Annotated in this window: 15 protein-coding genes and 1 pseudogene; 4 read left to right on the top strand and 12 right to left on the bottom strand. The window is 61.4% G+C overall.

Annotated elements, in window-relative coordinates; all coding sequences use genetic code 11:
• Positions 1 to 393: 393 nt before the first annotated feature.
• The 9 genes and pseudogenes from ACZZZ4_RS05495 to exaC all read right to left on the bottom strand — a co-directional run bounded on the left by ACZZZ4_RS05495 (position 394) and on the right by exaC (position 9792).
• Positions 394 to 1140, bottom strand: coding sequence for a S24 family peptidase (locus ACZZZ4_RS05495; protein WP_415761312.1), 747 nt, complete (start codon positions 1138 to 1140; stop codon positions 394 to 396).
• A gap of 318 nt (positions 1141 to 1458) precedes the next feature.
• A complete protein-coding gene (gene ppa, locus ACZZZ4_RS05490) occupies positions 1459 to 1986 on the bottom strand; it encodes an inorganic diphosphatase (RefSeq protein ID WP_003205933.1) in 528 nt (175 codons plus the stop codon).
• A gap of 112 nt (positions 1987 to 2098) precedes the next feature.
• Complete coding sequence (locus tag ACZZZ4_RS05485) at positions 2099 to 2911, bottom strand: M90 family metallopeptidase (protein WP_463547394.1); 813 nt, start codon at positions 2909 to 2911, stop codon at positions 2099 to 2101.
• Positions 2912 to 2915: 4 nt separating this feature from the next.
• A complete protein-coding gene (locus ACZZZ4_RS05480; RefSeq protein WP_016773001.1) occupies positions 2916 to 3566 on the bottom strand; it encodes a DedA family protein in 651 nt (216 codons plus the stop codon).
• Between the two features lie 228 nt (positions 3567 to 3794).
• Complete coding sequence (locus ACZZZ4_RS05475) at positions 3795 to 4256, bottom strand: GNAT family N-acetyltransferase (protein WP_016773002.1); 462 nt, start codon at positions 4254 to 4256, stop codon at positions 3795 to 3797.
• A 115-nt stretch (positions 4257 to 4371) separates the two neighbouring features.
• Positions 4372 to 5196: an ethanolamine ammonia-lyase subunit EutC gene (eutC, locus tag ACZZZ4_RS05470; protein ID WP_463547393.1), complete on the bottom strand. Its 825-nt coding sequence runs from the start codon at positions 5194 to 5196 to the stop codon at positions 4372 to 4374.
• Positions 5197 to 5201: 5 nt separating this feature from the next.
• Positions 5202 to 6595: pseudogene (locus ACZZZ4_RS05465) on the bottom strand (ethanolamine ammonia-lyase subunit EutB).
• 52 nt (positions 6596 to 6647) lie between these two features.
• Positions 6648 to 8099, bottom strand: a complete 1452-nt coding sequence (gene eat / locus ACZZZ4_RS05460; RefSeq protein WP_039761854.1) for an ethanolamine permease — start codon at positions 8097 to 8099, stop codon at positions 6648 to 6650.
• Between the two features lie 172 nt (positions 8100 to 8271).
• The gene (gene exaC, locus ACZZZ4_RS05455) at positions 8272 to 9792 is read right to left on the bottom strand and encodes an acetaldehyde dehydrogenase ExaC (RefSeq protein WP_463547392.1); all 1521 of its coding nucleotides are present in this window, start codon (positions 9790 to 9792) and stop codon (positions 8272 to 8274) included.
• 302 nt (positions 9793 to 10094) lie between these two features.
• Between exaC and ACZZZ4_RS05450 the strand changes: the two genes are divergently transcribed.
• The 4 genes from ACZZZ4_RS05450 (at position 10095) to ACZZZ4_RS05435 (ending at position 14474) form a co-directional block, all read left to right on the top strand.
• Positions 10095 to 12005 carry a sigma-54-dependent Fis family transcriptional regulator gene (locus ACZZZ4_RS05450; RefSeq protein ID WP_463547391.1) on the top strand — a complete coding sequence of 637 codons (1911 nt, stop codon included), beginning with the start codon at positions 10095 to 10097 and terminating at the stop codon, positions 12003 to 12005.
• A 198-nt stretch (positions 12006 to 12203) separates the two neighbouring features.
• The gene (mpl, locus tag ACZZZ4_RS05445) at positions 12204 to 13553 is read left to right on the top strand and encodes a UDP-N-acetylmuramate:L-alanyl-gamma-D-glutamyl-meso-diaminopimelate ligase (protein ID WP_016773007.1); all 1350 of its coding nucleotides are present in this window, start codon (positions 12204 to 12206) and stop codon (positions 13551 to 13553) included.
• Positions 13550 to 14197 (top strand): flavin prenyltransferase UbiX, encoded by a 648-nt coding sequence (gene ubiX, locus ACZZZ4_RS05440; protein WP_024014462.1) that lies wholly within the window; start codon positions 13550 to 13552, stop codon positions 14195 to 14197. Before mpl ends, ubiX begins: the two co-directional genes overlap by 4 nt.
• Entirely contained in the window at positions 14190 to 14474 is a 285-nt protein-coding gene (locus tag ACZZZ4_RS05435) for a YceK/YidQ family lipoprotein (protein WP_039761850.1), read from the top strand. The genes ubiX and ACZZZ4_RS05435 overlap by 8 nt, the downstream gene beginning before the upstream one ends.
• Before the next feature lie 131 nt (positions 14475 to 14605).
• Here the strand turns inward: ACZZZ4_RS05435 and ACZZZ4_RS05430 are convergent, their stop codons facing one another.
• The 3 genes from ACZZZ4_RS05430 to ACZZZ4_RS05420 form a co-directional block, all read right to left on the bottom strand.
• Positions 14606 to 15247, bottom strand: coding sequence for an oxidoreductase (locus tag ACZZZ4_RS05430; RefSeq protein WP_016773010.1), 642 nt, complete (start codon positions 15245 to 15247; stop codon positions 14606 to 14608).
• Between the two features lie 27 nt (positions 15248 to 15274).
• A complete protein-coding gene (locus ACZZZ4_RS05425) occupies positions 15275 to 17002 on the bottom strand; it encodes a C13 family peptidase (protein WP_463547390.1) in 1728 nt (575 codons plus the stop codon).
• Between the two features lie 102 nt (positions 17003 to 17104).
• A complete protein-coding gene (locus ACZZZ4_RS05420; RefSeq protein ID WP_016773011.1) occupies positions 17105 to 17560 on the bottom strand; it encodes a MaoC family dehydratase in 456 nt (151 codons plus the stop codon).
• Positions 17561 to 17694: the final 134 nt, after the last annotated feature.

Genomic DNA, 17694 nt, shown 5'->3' with positions numbered 1-17694 from the left:
TGAAGCGCTTCGGAATTGTAGTGCCCAGCTTGTTCGATTCCTTCCAAGCGAGAGGCGTATCCTTTTTGCAGGCATTAAAAAGCCGGCTTGTGGCCGGCTTCTCGGGGACTGGCTTGGTTTATTTTTGGTAAACCGCGCCAGCCTTCAAAACGTACATCCGGATCTTGCGTCCGGCTGTGGGACTTGGTCAGACGTTGGTCTGCCGCGTCGGGCGTCATCCGAGCCGCTGGGCGGGTCGATGCGCGAATGTGGGGCGCAGGATACTGAGTTTTGCTCTGGATTCCCAGCCTCAAGTGCGGTTTAGAGCGACTGAAGCGGTACAAACTCGGGATTTGTATCGGTTGTCAGGGCCTCTTCGCGTGCAAGCCCGCTCCCACAGGTTCGAGTGAACTGTCATAGAAACGGCACCACCGGCCGGCGCTTGCCCAGTGTCGACCACCAGAACACCCAGCCAAGAATGTGAATCCGCTGCTCTTCGATCTGCGCCGGCCGGAAAACCTCGTCGGGATATTCGGCGCTGTTGTGGCTGCGCATGCGCAGGCCGTTGCCGGGCATGCGGTGCAGGTATTTGATGCGCAGCATGCCGTCGTGCTCTATGGCGTAGATTTCGCCGTCGACGACCTGGGTCAGGCCGCGGTCGATGGCGACGATAGAGCCGTCTTCGATGCGATCGGCCATGCTGTTGCCGATCATGTGCGCGCAGATGGCGTTGGCGTGCTGGATGTCGAGTTGATCGAGGTGGGCGCGGGGCAGGCGCAGGGATTGGTCGGGGTCGAGAATGACGTGGGTTTTGCCATCACCATTGGCGATCGGGGTTTCCTTGAAGAAGGCCAGATCGATGTCGCTGGGGTTGATGACGGTGTAGACGCCGCAGATCGACTGGGCGTCGAACGTGTCGCCATTACTGGCGGGTGGGTGCAGGCGCGGGACCTCCTTGACGCCTTCCCCGGTTTTCAGCCATTCACTATTGACCGACAACAGGCGTGAGACTTCTTCCATGCGATACGCCGGGACGCCCCGGGTGTACCAGTTATGAACGTTTTGGGCTTCCGTGCCCCAGAACCTTGCGAAATCCGTGGTGCTGATGTTCGCTGCTTCCAGGAGTGCCTTGAATCGTGGACCGCTAGTGTTCTTTCTCATAAACACGGAGTCTACGGCCGGACCAGAGCGGTTTGAATAAACCGGGCGTTCAAAAAAAGCCTGTATTTTGCGACGGGATGTAAGACGTGCTTGTGGGAAATTAAACAGATTAAAACTGCATGTAGGAATTTAAACGGTTTGTTTAGTCGGGCTTTTTCAAGAGGCCCTTACCCCAACCCTCTCCCGGAGGGAGAGGGGCCGACCAGGGTGTATTTCGAGTGACATCGACCTGAACAACCGAGTCGATTATGCAGACGCCAATAACAAAAAACCCCGGAAGTCCGGGGTTTTTTCAAGCGTCACGCAAAGCGCAATGGCTTAGCCCTTGTAGGCGGCAACCGACTTGGTGATCGCTTCGCGGGCAGCGTCTGCACCGGCCCAGCCTTCGATCTTGACCCACTTGCCCTTCTCGAGATCCTTGTAGTTCGCGAAGAAGTGCTCGATCTGCTGGATCAGCAGGGGTGGCAGGTCGGTATATTCCTTCACATCGACGTACAGCTGTGACAGCTTGTCGTGTGGCACTGCGATGACTTTGGCATCGCCGCCGCCGTCGTCGGTCATGTTCAGGATGCCGACCGGACGGGCGCGGATTACCGAGCCTGGCGCTACCGGGTAAGGGGTCACGACCAGCACGTCGAGGGGATCACCATCGTCAGCCAGGGTGTTCGGGATGTAACCGTAGTTGGCCGGGTAGAACATTGGGGTGGCCATGAAACGGTCAACGAACAGGCAATCGCTGTCTTTGTCGATTTCGTATTTGATCGGCGCGTGGTTGGCCGGGATCTCGATCGCGACGTAGATGTCGTTCGGCAGGTCTTTGCCAGCCGGAATCTTGCTGTAGCTCATTGGGCGTTGCCCCCGTAGTTGACCAAAAACACTTGGCCGGATTGACCAAAAAGTGGCGGCGATTATAGGCACATTCCTACGTCGACGCCACGTACCAGAAGTCGTGCAGAGCTTAGTCGTGCGCCCGATAGACCGGGTCTGTGGCTTGAAGTTGCCGCAGTCTGCCCAACGGATCCTGCCGGTAGAAAAGCTGCAGCTGCAAGTAGACCTGTGGATAAGCCTCATGCAGCAGATCCGGGGCGCTGAAGAAGTATTCGCTGGTGACGGCGAAGAACTCCGCCGGGTTCTCGGCGGCGTAGGGATCGATGGCGGTTTCGGCGTCTGGATCGTGATCGAGCTGGCAGTTGAGGTCGTCGTAGGCGGCCTGCATCACCGTGGCCCAGTCGCTGACGCGCATGTCGGCATGCAGCGGCGGCAGGCCGTTGGCGTCGCCGTTGAGCATGTCGAGCTTGTGCGCCAGCTCGTGGATCACCAGGTTGTAACCTTCCCAGCCACCGCTGGCCTGTACGCCGGGCCAGGCGAGAATCACCGGCCCCTGCTGCCAGGCTTCGCCGCTGTGTTCGCCATCCCACTCATGTTCGACGCCGCTGGCATCGCGATGGCGTTGCGGGCTGAGGAAGTCATCGGGGTATAGAACGATCTCGTGGAAGCCCTGATACCAGTTCAGATCGCCGAGATGCAGCAACGGCAACTGCGCCTGGGCGGCGAGCAGCAGGCGCTGTTCCTGATGCAGTTCGACGCCGGGCAGGGCGGTCAGGTGTTTGTCGTCGAGAAACAGCACACAGGCTTCGCGCAGCCACTGGTCTTCAGCCGCGCTGATGCCGTCGAGGAAGGAGAGTTGGTGGCGCACCCGTTGCCACAGGTCGTCGGCAATCGGGTGGCTGGCCAGGATGCGCCGGCGACGCCAGGCGCTCAGAGACCACATCGGATCAGTGCGATTGCACTTTGGTGCCGCCGAAACGGCTGCGCACCACGCCGATGATCATCGGCACCAGCGACAGCAGGATGATTGCCACCACCAGCAGCGAGAGGTTTTTCTTGATGAACGGCACGTTGCCGAAGAAGTAACCCAGAGTGACCAGACCGCCGACCCAGAGGATGGTGCCGAGCACGCTGAAGCCGAAGAAACGCGGGTACGGCATCCGCGCCACACCGGCAACGAACGGCGCGAAGGTGCGGATGATCGGCAGGAAGCGCGCCATGGTCACGGTCTTGCCGCCGTGCTTGTCATAGAAGTCGTGGGTTTTTTGCAGGTAATCGCGACGGAAGATTTTCGAGTTCGGGTTGCTGAACAGCTTCTCCCCGGCCGTGCGTCCGATCACGTAATTGGTGCTGTCGCCCATGATCGCCGCCAGCATCAGCAGGCCACCGAGCAGCACTGGATCCATGCCGCCGCCGGCCGCCACCGCGCCCGCGATGAACAGCAGCGAGTCGCCCGGCAGGAACGGCATCACCACCAGACCGGTTTCACAGAAGATCACCAGAAACAGGATGGCGTAAATCCATGGCCCATAGTTGTTCACCAGCAAATCGAGGTACACGTCGAGATGCAGGATAAGGTCGAGCGGGTTGAAATCCATGGGGGCACCTGTATGACGGCCCGACTCGGCAGGCCTGTGCGGATGACTTCGTGTAAGCCTACAGCGGGGTGTAGTTTTTCTTACAAGCCGGAAAGATCGGGATTATACGGTCTGACCGCTGAAAAGCGCGCCGGTTTTGTAGCGGGGAGTGTCGCGAAGTGAGCAATTGTCAGGGAAGGGGCGGCCGTGGCGAGGGAGCGAACTCCCTCATCACCGAAGCCGTTGGAGTCAGAGCTCGTCGCTGATCGGCAGTACGTAGTTCTTGAACTCGGTGTCTTCCTTGAAGCCGATCGATTCGTAGGTTTTCTGCGCCACTTCGTTGTTCGCGCTGGTCGAGACGCGCATGCGCACGGCCTGGGTTTCCTTGGCCATTTTCTTCGCAGTGCGGATCAGGTTGTCGGCGACCAGTTGCCGGCGCGCGTCTTCAGCAACGTAGATATCGTTGAGAATCCACACGCGTTTGAGAGACAGCGACGAAAAGCTCGGATATAGCTGGCAGAAGCCCATGAGTTTCTTGTCGTCATCGTCGGCCAGGGCCAGATAGATCACCGACTCTTTGCGGCGCAGGCGTTTTTCGAGGAACGCGCGGGAGGAATCCGGGTAAGGCAGGGAGCCGTAGAACTCGCGATATTTGACGAACAAAGGAGTCAGCAAATCCAGATGTTCGAGGGTCGCTTGAATAATCCGCATGATAGGTCTCGTCTTCAAGTGGCTGTCTTCAACTGCTCTGACGGCGATGGGAAACCCGGGCGGCCGTGCGTCGATCCTGCCTGAAAGCAGCGCAGAAAGGCAATGCGGAAACGGTTCAGGCTGGGGGTGGATCGAGCAGGAAGTTGCCTTTCATGTCGACAGCGTCGTCGGCCTCCAATGTGTGCAACTGAGCTTCATCCTTCAGATTGACCCCCGACAGCTGCCGCCGACAGGCCTCGCGCATCAGATACAGCAAGCGATGCGCCGCCATGCCGTAGCTCAAGCCTTCAAGCCGGACATTGGAAATGCAGTTGCGATACGCGTCGGTGAGGCCGACCTTCGGCGCATAGGTGAAATACAGCCCGAGGCTGTCCGGCGAACTCAGGCCCGGACGCTCGCCGATCAGCATCACCACCATTTTCGCCCCGAGCAACTGGCCGATCTCGTCACCGATGGCGACGCGACCCTGCTCGACCAGCACCACCGGCGCCACGGACCAGCCGTCGCCGCTCATCTGTTCTTCCAGGCGCGTCAGGAATGGCAGGGTGTGGCGGTGCACCGCCAGTGCCGACAGACCATCGGCGACGATCATCACTAGGTCGACCCCGCCTGGGTGGGCGCTGGCGTAGTCGCGCAAGGTCTGCGCCGACTCATCGCTGAGCTTGCGCCCCAGGTCCGGGCGTTGCAGATAGGTGTGTCGGTCCGGCGCGGCGCTTTGCAGCGCCAGGGTTTTCCGCCCGCGCTCGCTCAGTTGTGCGCTGATTTCGCTGTGATCGAAGGCCAGGTGCACGGCATCGCGGGCCTGGGCGTGGGCAAACTGAAAATCCAGCTGCGCCCGCGTCGGCAGACTGGTGCCGGTGCGGCCCAGGGCAATGCGCGCCGGGGTCAGGCGGCGCAGTTCCAGCCAGGGGTTTTGCGGATCGACCGGTGGTTTTTCCATAAGACTCATCCCAAGTGCGCCAAGGCCTGGCGGAACGCCGGCGGCAGGTTGTTGCCGAAGCGAACCTTGCCGTCCGCCTGCGTGAAGATGCCCATGTTCGCCAGCCACTGCTCGAACTCCGGCGCCGGTTTCAGGCCCAGGGTCTGGCGGGCGTACAAGGCGTCGTGAAACGAAGTGGTCTGGTAATTGAGCATGATGTCGTCGGAGCCGGGGATGCCCATGATGAAGTTGATCCCGGCGACGCCGAGCAACGTCAGCAGGGTGTCCATATCGTCCTGGTCGGCTTCGGCGTGGTTGGTGTAGCAGATGTCGCAGCCCATCGGCACGCCGAGCAACTTGCCGCAGAAATGATCTTCAAGGCCGGCGCGGATGATCTGCTTACCGTTGTAGAGATACTCCGGGCCGATAAATCCTACGACGGTGTTCACCAGGAACGGTTTGAAATGTCGCGCTACGGCGTAGGCCCTTGTCTCGCAGGTCTGTTGATCGACGCCGTGGTGGGCGTTGGCCGACAGCGCGCTGCCCTGACCGGTTTCGAAATACATCAGGTTCTGCCCGAGGGTGCCGCGCTTGAGACTGAGGCCGGCGTCGTAGCCTTCCTGCAAGACGTTGAGGTTGATGCCGAAACTGGCATTGGCAGCCTCAGTGCCGGCAATCGACTGGAACACCAGATCCAGCGGCACGCCACGGTTGATCGCCTCGATAGAAGTGGTGACGTGGGTCAGCACGCAGGCCTGGGTGGGAATATCGTAGCGCTGGATGATCGCGTCGAGCATCTCCAGCATCGCGCAGATCGAAGCGATGCTGTCGGTGGCCGGGTTGACCCCGATCATTGCATCGCCGTTGCCGTAGAGCAGGCCGTCGAGAATACTCGCGGCAATGCCGGACGGCTCGTCAGTCGGATGGTTGGGTTGCAGGCGGGTCGACAGGCGCCCGCGTAAACCGAGGGTGCCGCGAAATTGGGTGACCACGCGGATTTTCTGCGCGACCAGCACCAGGTCCTGCACGCGCATGATCTTCGACACGGCGGCGACCATTTCCGGGGTCAGGCCGGGGGCGAGGGCGCGCAGGCTGGTTTCTTCCGCCGCATCACTGAGCAGCCAGTCGCGAAAGCCGCCAACGGTGAGGTGGCTGACCACGGCGAAGGCTTGTTTGTCGTGGGTGTCGATGATCAGCCGAGTCACTTCATCGGCTTCGTAGGGAATCAGCGCTTCTTGCAGGAAGTGGGTGAGCGGGATGTCCGCCAGGGCCATTTGCGCGGCTACCCGTTCGCCGTCGTTGAGCGCGGCGATCTCGGCGAGAAAATCCCCGAGCGGGCGGGGCTGGCCTTGGCCATGACATCTTTGAGGCTGTCGAAGCGGTAAGTCTGCGCGCCGACCGTGTGAGCAAAACTGGCCATTCAGCGTTCTCCGTGACGGCGCAGAATGCGTCTGCGCCGTGGTTTTCGACAATCAGTGCAAGGCTTGTTCAGCTTTTTGAATCGCCGCGAATTCCTCTTCCGGCGTGCCTGCTACCAAGTGATGCCGACTGTAGAAAGCAAAGTAAGCAATTAACACTCCATAGATGATCGCGGCGCCGATCACCACCCGTGGATCGACCAGGAAGCCCGCCACCACGGCGATACAGGCCAATACCAGCGCGACACCCGAGGTGAAAATGCCGCCCGGCGTGCGGTACGGCCGGTCCATTTTGGGGCGACGGATGCGCAGGGTGATGTGCGCGGCCATCATCAGCACATAGGAAATGGTAGCCCCGAACACCGCGACCAGAATCAGCAGATCGCCTTGGCCAGTCAGCGATAGACCGAAGCCGATGATCCCGGGAATCACCAGGGCCAGCACCGGCGCCTTGCTCTTGTTGGTCTGCGACAGTTTGCGCGGCAGGTAACCGGCCCGCGACAGCGCGAAGATCTGCCGCGAGTAGGCGTAGATGATCGAGAAGAAGCTGGCGATCAGTCCGGCCAGACCGACGAGATTGACGAAGCTGCCCATCCACGTCGAGCCACCGTAGGCCTTGCTCAGTGCTTCGACCAGCGGGTTACCCGAAGTCAGCAGCGAATTCGCACCGGCGCCGCCGGGGCCGACGATCAGAATCAGCAGTGCGAACATCAGCAGCACCAGCATCGCCCCGATCAGCCCGCGCGGCAGGTCGCGCTTGGGGTTTTTGGTTTCTTCCGCCGCCAGCGGCACGCCTTCGACGGCGAGGAAAAACCAGATCGCATAGGGAATCGCCGCCCAGACGCCGACATAGCCGAACGGCAGAAACGGACTGGCACCGACCGCAGTGGTCACCGGGATGTCGAGCAGATTGGCGACGTCGAAGTGCGGCACCATCGCCACCAGAAACACCCCCAGCGCCAGCGCGGCGACGGCGGTAATGATGAACATCAGCTTGAGCGCTTCGCCGACGCCGAAAATGTGGATGGCGATGAAGATGATGTAGAACGCCAGATAGATCATCCAGCCGCCAATGCCGAACAGCGACTCGCAGTAGGCGCCGATGAACACCGCGATGGCAGCGGGGGCGATGGCGTACTCGATGAGGATCGCGGTGCCGGTGAGAAACCCGCCCCACGGCCCGAACGCACTGCGGGCGAAACCGTAGCCGCCGCCAGCGGTGGGAATCATCGAGGACAATTCGGCCAGGGAAAAGCACATGCACAGGTACATCGTCGCCATCAGCAGCGTGGCGAGAAACATGCCGCCCCAGCCACCCTGGGCGAGGCCGAAATTCCAGCCGGCGTAGTCGCCGGAAATCACATAAGCGACGCCGAGGCCCACCAGCAGGACCCAGCCAGCGGCGCCTTTTTTCAGTTCGCGTTGTTGGAAGTAGTCGGAGCCGACTTTTTCGAAGTCGACGGAGGAGCCGGTCGCCGGAGCGCCGGCCGGGGATTCGCTTGGCATAGGGTTCACCATTTTTATTGTTTTATTGGCCCGGCTACAGCCAGGAACCTGATCGTTCCCACGCTCTGCGTGGGAATGCAGCCCTAGACGCTCCGCGTCCCTTCGAAACCGAACGCGGAGCGTCCGTTGAGGCGTTCCCACGCGGAGCGTGGGAACGATCAGCATCGCAGGATCAGAAGAATCCCAACGGATTGATGTCGTAGCTCACCAGCAGGTTCTTGGTCTGCTGATAATGGTCGAGCATCATTTTGTGCGTTTCACGCCCGACGCCGGACTTCTTGTAACCGCCGAATGCGGCATGCGCCGGATACAGGTGGTAGCAGTTGGTCCACACCCGACCGGCCTTGATCGCCCGGCCCATGCGGTAGGCGCGGTTGATGTCGCGGGTCCACAGGCCGGCGCCGAGGCCGAACTCGGTGTCGTTGGCAATCGCCAGGGCTTCGGCTTCGTCCTTGAAGGTGGTGATGCTCACCACCGGGCCGAAGATTTCTTCCTGGAACACGCGCATCTTGTTGGTGCCCTTGAGGAGGGTCGGCTGGATGTAATAACCGGTGGCCAGGCTGCCCTCGAGTTTTTCCACCTTGCCGCCGGTCAGCAACTCCGCGCCTTCGCCCTTGGCGATTTCCAGGTACGAGAGGATCTTGTCGAATTGCTGCTCGGATGCCTGGGCGCCGACCATGGTGTCGGTGTCCAGCGGGTCGCCACGTTTGATCTGGCTGACTTTCTTCATCACGGCCTGCATGAATTCGTCATAGATCGATTCCTGCACCAGTGCGCGGGAAGGGCAGGTGCACACTTCGCCCTGATTGAAGAACGCCAGCACCAGACCTTCGGCGGCCTTTTCGATGAAGCTCGGCTCGGCCTGCATGATGTCTTCGAAGAAGATGTTCGGCGACTTGCCGCCCAGTTCCACGGTCGACGGAATGATGTTTTCCGCTGCGCATTTCATGATGTGCGAGCCGACCGGGGTCGAGCCGGTGAAGGCAATTTTGGCGATGCGCTTGCTGGTCGCCAGCGCCTCGCCAGCTTCTTTGCCGAAGCCTTGCACGACATTGAGCACGCCCGGCGGCAGCAGGTCGCCGATCAGCTCCATCAGTACGCACATGCCCAGCGGGGTTTGCTCGGCAGGCTTGAGCACCACGCAGTTACCGGCGGCCAGCGCTGGCGCAAGTTTCCACGCGGCCATCAGCAGCGGGAAGTTCCACGGGATGATCTGGCCGACTACGCCCAGCGGTTCATGAATGTGGTAGGCCACGGTGTTGCCGTCGATTTCCGCAGCGCTGCCTTCCTGAGCGCGCAGGCAACCGGCGAAGTAGCGGAAGTGGTCCGCGGCCAGGGGGATGTCGGCGTTGAGGGTTTCGCGGATGGCTTTGCCGTTGTCCCAGGTTTCGGTGATCGCCAGCAATTCGAGGTTTTCTTCGATGCGGTCGGCGATTTTCAGCAGGATCAGTGAGCGCGCCTGCACGGAAGTGGCGCCCCACGCATCGGCGGCGGCGTGGGCAGCGTCCAGCGCCTTGTCGATGTCTTCGGCGGTGGAGCGGGGGAATTCGGCAATTGGCTGGCCATTGACCGGCGAGGTGTTGGTGAAGTACTGACCTTTGACCGGTGCGACGAACTCGCCGCCGATGTAGTTACCGTACTTGCTCTTGAACGAGACTTTGGCGCCGTCAGTACCGGGGTGGGCGTAACGCATGATGATGTTCTCCTTGGCTTTGTACTTATTAGAGAAACGCGCAAGTGCGCTTGCTATAAGCGTAGAGCAAGGGCCGGGCCACTGCCGTGCAGCGCAGGCAAATCAAGGGCTTGGCCGGTTTGTCTCGGACGAACGGAGAGGCGCTGTGACGGATTCGGTACAGCGCGGGTGACAGTTTGTACCGCTTGCGACACAGCCCGTGACCGGACGGTCTTGCCAGCATTGCATTGCCGGAGCCGCTGGAGGATGCTGGGCGTCACCTCATGCTTTGGGCCATCGCGCCCCGGGGAGAACAATAAAAAATGCACGACAACCATTTGAGTCGCCATGCCCGTCAGGTTCTCACCGTCACCCAGGGCAAACCGCACCTGCACGGCCCCGGCGCCGATCCATCGATCGCCCGTTCGTGGCTGCGTTGCCTTGAGGACTATCACCTCGATCCTTCTGTGACCATGGCGCCGACCGTGCTCGAGCATGGCCGAGTGCTGGAAAGCCGCGAACGTCTGCAGCAAGTGCTGCAAATCGCCGGCGCGGAAATGAGCAGCCTGCATCAGCAACTCTCCGGCGCCGGCCACGCGGTGCTGCTGACCGACGCGCGCGGTGTGGTTCTCAATTGCGTCACCGCGCCGGCTGAACGGAAGATTTTCGAGCGCGCCGGTCTCTGGCTCGGCGCCGACTGGAGCGAGGCCTGCGAAGGCACCAACGGCATCGGTACCTGCCTGGTCGAACGGCAGGCGCTGACCATTCACCAGGATGAACACTTTCGCGGTCGCCATACCGGGCTGACCTGCTCGGCCAGCCCGGTATTCGACCCGCACGGTGAATTGCTCGCGGTACTCGATGTGTCCTCGGCCCGTCCGGATGTTTCGCGACAGAGCCAGTTCCACACCATGGCGCTGGTCAATCTGTCGGCGAAGATGATCGAGAGCTGCTATTTCCTGCGCTGTTTCGACAATCAATGGTTGCTGCGTTTTCATCTGCAGGCCGAGTCCGTCGGCCTGTTCAGCGAAGGGTTGCTGGCGTTCGACGGCGAAGGGCGGATCAGTGCGGTGAATCAGAGTGCGCTGAACCTGCTCGGGCATATTCGCGGTGGTTTGCTCGGGCAACCGGTGGACGCGTTTTTCGATTGTTCGCTGGATGACCTGCTAGGGCGGGCGAGTGCCAACGCCAGCGCCAGTTGGCCGCTGCGAACCCGTGATGGCCGGCATCTGTTTGCCGTGTTGCGCGGCGAATCGCGCAAGCCGACAGCCATCGTTCCAACGCCAATCGCTGCACCTGCGCCACGCCTGTCCGGCATCTGCCTCGGTGACGAAGCGTTGCAGGCGGAATTTCGCAAAGCCCTGCGCGTGTTCGAGCGCGACGTGCCGCTGTTGATCAACGGCGAAACCGGCTCGGGCAAAGAGGCGTTTGCCAAGGCTGTGCATCAGGCCAGCCAGCGCTGCGGCAATGCCTTCGTCGCACTCAATTGCGCAGCCATTCCGGAAAGCCTGATCGAGAGCGAACTGTTCGGCTATCGCGGGGGCAGCTTCACTGGCGCGCGCAAGGACGGCATGCGCGGCAAGCTGCAACAGGCCGATGGCGGCACGTTGTTCCTCGATGAAATCGGCGACATGCCACTGGCCTTGCAGACGCGCTTGCTGCGTGTGCTGGAAGATCGGCAAGTGGTGCCGATTGGCGGTGAACCGCAAGCGGTGGACGTGCGCATCATCAGTGCGACGCATCGCAATCTGCTCGAGCGGGTCGAGGACGGCAGCTTTCGCGAGGATCTGTATTACCGCTTGAACGGCCTGGAAGTGGCGCTGCCGGCGTTGCGTGAGCGCAGTGATAAATCGCAGCTACTGGATTTCCTGTTGGCCGAGGAGGCTGGCGGCGAAACGATTCTGATCGACGAACCGGCACGGCAGGCGCTGCTGGCGTTCAATTGGCCGGGTAATGTGCGGCAGATGCGCAATGTCCTGCGTACGCTGGCGGCGTTGTGTGATGGCGGGCGGGTCGGCGTTGAGGATTTGCCGGTGATGATTCGGCAGGCGCGGCCGGCGGTTGTGCCTGCGCAGACTGCCGCGCAGCCATTGGATGACGCCGAGCGCTTGGCATTGCTTGGCGCGCTGGAGCAGGCGCGGTGGCATATGAGTCGTACGGCAGAGCAACTGGGGGTCAGTCGCAATACGCTGTACAGAAAGCTGCGCAAGCACGGTATTGCCCGCTCTGCCTGACCGACCTGATCGTTCCCACGCTCCGCGTGGTAACGCCTCTCCGGACGCTCCGCGTCCGCTTTGGGACGCAGAGCGTCCGGTGCTGCATTCCCACGCAGAGCGTGGGAACGATCAGGTCGAACAGGCCCACCCCTCAGCTAAAGAGTGCCATTTCCCCCTCCCTACGCTAACCTGCGGCCATGTTTTACGAGGTCGACTATGCACATTCATATTCTGGGTATCTGCGGGACTTTCATGGGCTCGATGGCCGTATTGGCCAAAGAGCTGGGCCATCACGTCACCGGCTCCGACGCCAACGTCTATCCGCCGATGAGCACGCAGCTCGAGGCCCAGGGCATTCAGCTGACGCAGGGCTATGACCCGGCGCAGCTCGATCCGGCGCCGGATCTGGTGGTGATCGGCAATGCCATGTCCCGTGGCAACCCGGCGGTGGAATATGTGCTGAACAAAGGCCTGCCGTACGTCTCCGGCCCGCAGTGGCTGGCTGACCATGTGCTGCAAGGTCGCTGGGTGCTGGCCGTGGCCGGTACGCACGGCAAGACCACCACCAGCAGCATGCTCGCCTGGGTGCTGGAACACGCCGGCATGAGCCCGGGTTTCCTCATCGGCGGCGTGCCGCAAAATTTCTCGGTATCGGCGCGCCTGGGCGGTACGCCGTTTTTTGTGATCGAGGCTGACGAATACGACAGCGCCTTTTTCGACAAACGCTCGAAGTTTGTCCATTACCGTCCGCGCACCGCCATCCTCAACAACCTTGAGTTCGATCATGCGGACATCTTCCCCGATCTGCCGGCCATCGAACGTCAGTTCCACCACTTGGTGCGGACCATCCCGAGCGAAGGGCTGGTCATCCACCCGACCACCGAGCCGGCCTTGCAACGGGTGATTGAAATGGGCTGCTGGACCCCGGTGCAAACCACCGGCGCCGGCGGTCAGTGGCAGGTCAAGCTGCTCAGCGAAGACGGTTCGGCGTTCGAAGTGATGTTCGAAGGCGTGTCGCAAGGCACCGTCGAGTGGGAATTGACCGGTCAACACAACGTCGCCAACGCCCTTGCCGCTCTGGCCGCAGCGCGTCACGTTGGCGTCGTGCCGTCGATGGGCATTGCTGGGTTGAGCGCGTTCAAGAACGTCAAACGGCGTATGGAGAAAGTCGCCGAAGTGCGCGGCATCACCATTTACGACGACTTTGCTCATCACCCGACCGCCATCGCTACCACCCTCGACGGCCTGCGCAAACGCATCGGCGACGCACCACTGATTGCGATCATCGAGCCGCGTTCCAATTCGATGAAGCTCGGCGCGCACCGTGACGGTCTGCCGGACAGCGTGGTCGATGCCGATCAGGTGATCTGGTATGCCCCGGCCAACCTCGGTTGGGACCTGGGCGCCACCGCAGCGTTATGCACCGTGCCCTCCATCGTCAGCGATTCCTTGGAAGGCATCATCGAACGCGTGAAGAGCCAGGCCCAACCCGGCACGCACGTGGTGATCATGAGCAACGGCGGCTTCGGCGGCCTGCACGGCAAACTCGCCGAGGCACTGCAATGAACACTTTTTCTCAGGCCGGCGGTCCGGAACGCATCACCCTGGCGATGACCGGCGCCTCCGGCGCGCAGTACGGCTTGCGCCTGCTCGATTGCCTGGTGCGCGAAGATCGCGAAGTGCACTTCCTGATCTCCAAGGCTGCGCAATTGGTCATGGCCACCGAGACTGACGTGTCGCTGCCGAACAAACCGCAGATGATGCAGGCGTTTCTCACTGAATACACCGGCGCCGCAGCCGGGCAGATTCGCGTGTACGGCAAGGAAGACTGGATGTCGCCGGTAGCCTCCGGCTCCGGCGCGCCGGCGGCCATGGTGGTAGTGCCGTGTTCGACCGGCACGCTGTCGGCGATTGCCACCGGCGCCTGCAATAACCTGATCGAACGCGCGGCGGACGTTACGCTGAAAGAGCGCCGTCAGTTGATACTGGTGCCGCGCGAGGCGCCGTATTCGAGCATTCATCTGGAGCACATGCTCAAGCTGTCGAATCTGGGCGTGACCATTCTGCCGGCCTCGCCGGGCTTCTATCACCAGCCTCAAACCATCGATGATCTGATCGACTTCGTTGTGGCGCGGATTCTCAATCTGCTCGGCATCCCGCAGGACATGCTGCCGCGCTGGGGCGAGCATCACCTGAGCAGCGATGAATAAGCTGCTGGTGCTTGTGCTGGCGCTGCAATTGGGCGGCTGCGCGACGGCGCGCACGCTGGATGCGGCGAAACCCGGCGCACCGGTGGTGTACGCCGGGACGCGGCTGGATTTGTATGCGTTGAACGGCGGATGTTGTGCAAAGGACAGGTTCGGTGCCGAGGCGCCGAGCTACCCGGGAGTGGACCTGCCGGCCAGTGCGCTGCTCGATACGTTGCTGTTGCCGTTGTCGTTGCTGACGGTGATTGGCGTGGGCTTTCAGGCGACTGGCGGATTGTAGGGGGCGGACAACCTCTGTGGCGAGGGGATTTATCCCCGCTGGGGTGCGAAGCGCCCCCCAAAAAAATTGTAAAAGCGACGACTGCTGCGCAGCCGAACGGGGATAAATCCCCTCACCACAAAGTCCCGGAGTTATTTGCCTAACTTGCGCAGCTCATCCGATTCAATCACCCGCACGCCATCCTGTTCTTCCAGCGCCAGCCGCCACATCGCTCGCGCCAACTGGCACGCTTCGATGCCGTGATATTTCCCCGGAATCAGCTTCGACAACGGCCCGGCCAGTTGCTCGACCAGACGCGGTTCGGTGCGTTCGCCGAGCAACAGCGAAGGTCGGCAAATGGTCAGCTGCGGCCAGTTCTGCGCGCGCAGGGCCTGTTCCATTTCGCCTTTGACGCGGTTGTAGAACACCGAGGAATTCGGATCGGCACCAATCGCACTGATCACGATCAGATGCCGCGCGCCCATCTCCCGCGCGCGTTTGGCAAACGCCACGACCATGTCCAGATCGACTGCGCGAAAGGCTTCTTCGGAACCGGCCTGCTTGATCGTCGTGCCGAGGCAGCAGTAGGCGATATCGACCCGGCCGCTGAGCTGCGGCAGAAACGCCTGCGGGTCGCCGACCGGGTTTTCCAGGTGCGGATGCTCGGCCAGCGGCCGGCGTGAAGGGGCGAGGACACGGGTAATCGTTGGCTCGTTGAGCAAACGGTCGAGCAGATGTTCACCGGTCAGTCCGGTGGCTCCGGCAAGCAATACGTGCTGAGGCGTCAAGTACATAGTGTCTCTCCCTTGATACTGTTCAGCTTAGTTGCCTTTTTTCGCCGCGTCGTTCAATGCGCTGCTTTGCAAAGCTTTGCGCGCCTGCTGTTTTCGCAGCATCTGCCAGTGCGACAGCACGGTTTTCGGCGCCCAGATCTGCGGCTCCGAGGCTTCAAAACCGTCGGCCAGTTCGCGCTCGGCGACGGTGGCCTTGGCCAGTTTGAATGCCTGCTCCAGATCATCAGTCTGGTTCAGCGCCTGGGCGAACAGCGCATCGCCGAAGTAGGTGAAGTTGGCTTCTTCCGAGCAACCGAACGACACCCGATCCGCGCGTGAGGCGGTCATGATCAGCGTGCGTTCGTCTTTCAGCGCCGGGATGAAACCGCCGGAATAGCACGAGGAAATCACGATGACCTTGTCGCGATGCTTCAGCGGCGCGAGCACGGCGGCGAGTTCATCGGCGGGCAGGTCTGCCAGTTCCATGCGCGGCTGATCGAGCACCAGTTCATGCTCGGCGGTGCCGTGGCTGGTCAGATAGATGAACAGCAGATCTTCCGGCCCGCTGCGTTCGGCAAGGGCTTGCGCGGCGCGGCGCAGGTTTTCCCGGGTGGCCATCGGCCGGTCGCCGAGATGATCGCGGTGATTGACCAAGCGGATCTGGCCGAAGGCGCCGAAGCGCGTATTGAGCATGTTGGCGACGTAATCGGATTCGCGCAGGAATACGCTTTGCTTGCCGTCGCCGCCAAGGGTCAGGGTGTACAACTCGACGGCCGGAGTCGAAGCAGGGATCGCCGCCAGCGCCTCGTCGAGCAAACGACCTTGGGCGAGCAAGCCGAGCTCGAGGGTGTCGGGCAGCAATTTGCCGTCGGCGTCGCGCACGCGTTGGCCGTTGATCCAGGTGCCACTGAGCACGCTGCCATCGGTCAGCACCAGCGTGCCGCGTCCTGAATAGCTGTCGTTGTCGAAGCCGCCGATGTAGAAGCTGCCATCGGCGAGGTTCAAGCGGCCCTGACCGGTGAAGCGCCAGTCATTGAATACACCGATGTAATGGCTGCCATCGGCACCGATCAATTCGCCCTTGCCAGTCAGCGCGCCTTCCTTGAACTGGCCGAGCCAGACGTCGCCGTCGGCGTTCTCGTAGCGGCCCTTGCCGTGCAGTTGATTGTTCTTGAAGCCGCCGACGTAGATATCACCGTCGGCGCTGGTGTAAGTGCCGTTGCCTTCCAGTTGGCCGTTGACGAAATGCCCGCTGAACGAATTGCCGCTGGCATCGCCGCGCTGGCCTTCGCCGTTGGGTTTGCCGTGGGCGAACTGGCCTTGATAGGAGCTGCCGTCGTCCATTTCCAGGCGGCCGAGGCCGGAATACTGGTCAGCCTTGAACTCGCCGCGATAGGTCATGCCGTTTTCTTTCAGCGTGCCTTCGCCCTCGCGCCGGCCCTGCTTGAAACCACCGGTGTAGCTGCTGGCATTGGTGCTCAGGCTGCCCTGACCATCAAACAGACCTTGCTGGAACTGGCCGCGATAGACCTCGCCATTGCTGCCGTGCCATTCGCCTTGGCCGTGCCACTGACCCTTATCGAATTCCCCGGCGTACCAGCTGCCGTTGGGGTAATCGACGCGGCCCTGACCTTGCAGCAAGCCGTCGACCAGTTCCCCGCGATAGCGACCGCCATCGGGCAGGCGCGCATCCGGCGGCAACAGCGATTCGCCGTCGCCGCAAGCGGTAAGCATCAGGGTCAGGGCAAGGGGTGCAAGTCGAGCGATTGAGCGCATAGCGGGATCCGGGCAATTAGGCGACCGAGTATGCCGCAGCTATGCGTCGCATATATACAGACGTGACGCGAAACAGCGTGCGCTGCTTCGCATCCGGGATGATCAGACGAAGCAGAGCGACAGTGGCTCGGCGATGTAAGCCGGTTTGTCCGAGCCTTCTATCTCCAGTGTCGCGGTAGCCTTGAGCAACCACTGGCCGGGTTTTTTCTCGGTGACTTCGACCATGTCGACCTTCAGTCGGACTTTCGAGTTGACCTTGACCGGCTGGATGAAGCGCACGCTGTCCAGGCCATAGTTGACGACCATCTTCACGCCTTCGGGCAGCACGAGGATGTCTTCCATCAGTTTCGGCATCAGCGACAGCGACAGGAAACCATGGGCAATCGTGCTGCCAAACGGCGTTTGCGCAGCCTTGACCGGATCGACGTGAATGAACTGAAAATCACCGGTGGCTTCGGCGAACAGGTTGATGCGCTCCTGATCGATGGTGAGCCATTCGGAACGTCCAAGTTCCTTGCCGACATAATCTTTGAGCTCTGCAACGGGAACATAGGGCATTGAGACTCTCCTTGGGTTCATCGGTTTTATAGTTTTTCAGGGCGGATTTGACCGGCCTGCGAACCACTGTAGATCATCATGGCGATTTGCTCAGGTCAACCGACCATGCTTTTGGCGAATGCCGGTCCATAGCG

It is taken from the genome of Pseudomonas sp. AC252 (genome assembly GCF_979258105.1).
The sequence above is the reverse complement of the archived record's forward strand: the minus strand, read 5'-3'. Positions and strand labels throughout refer to the sequence as shown.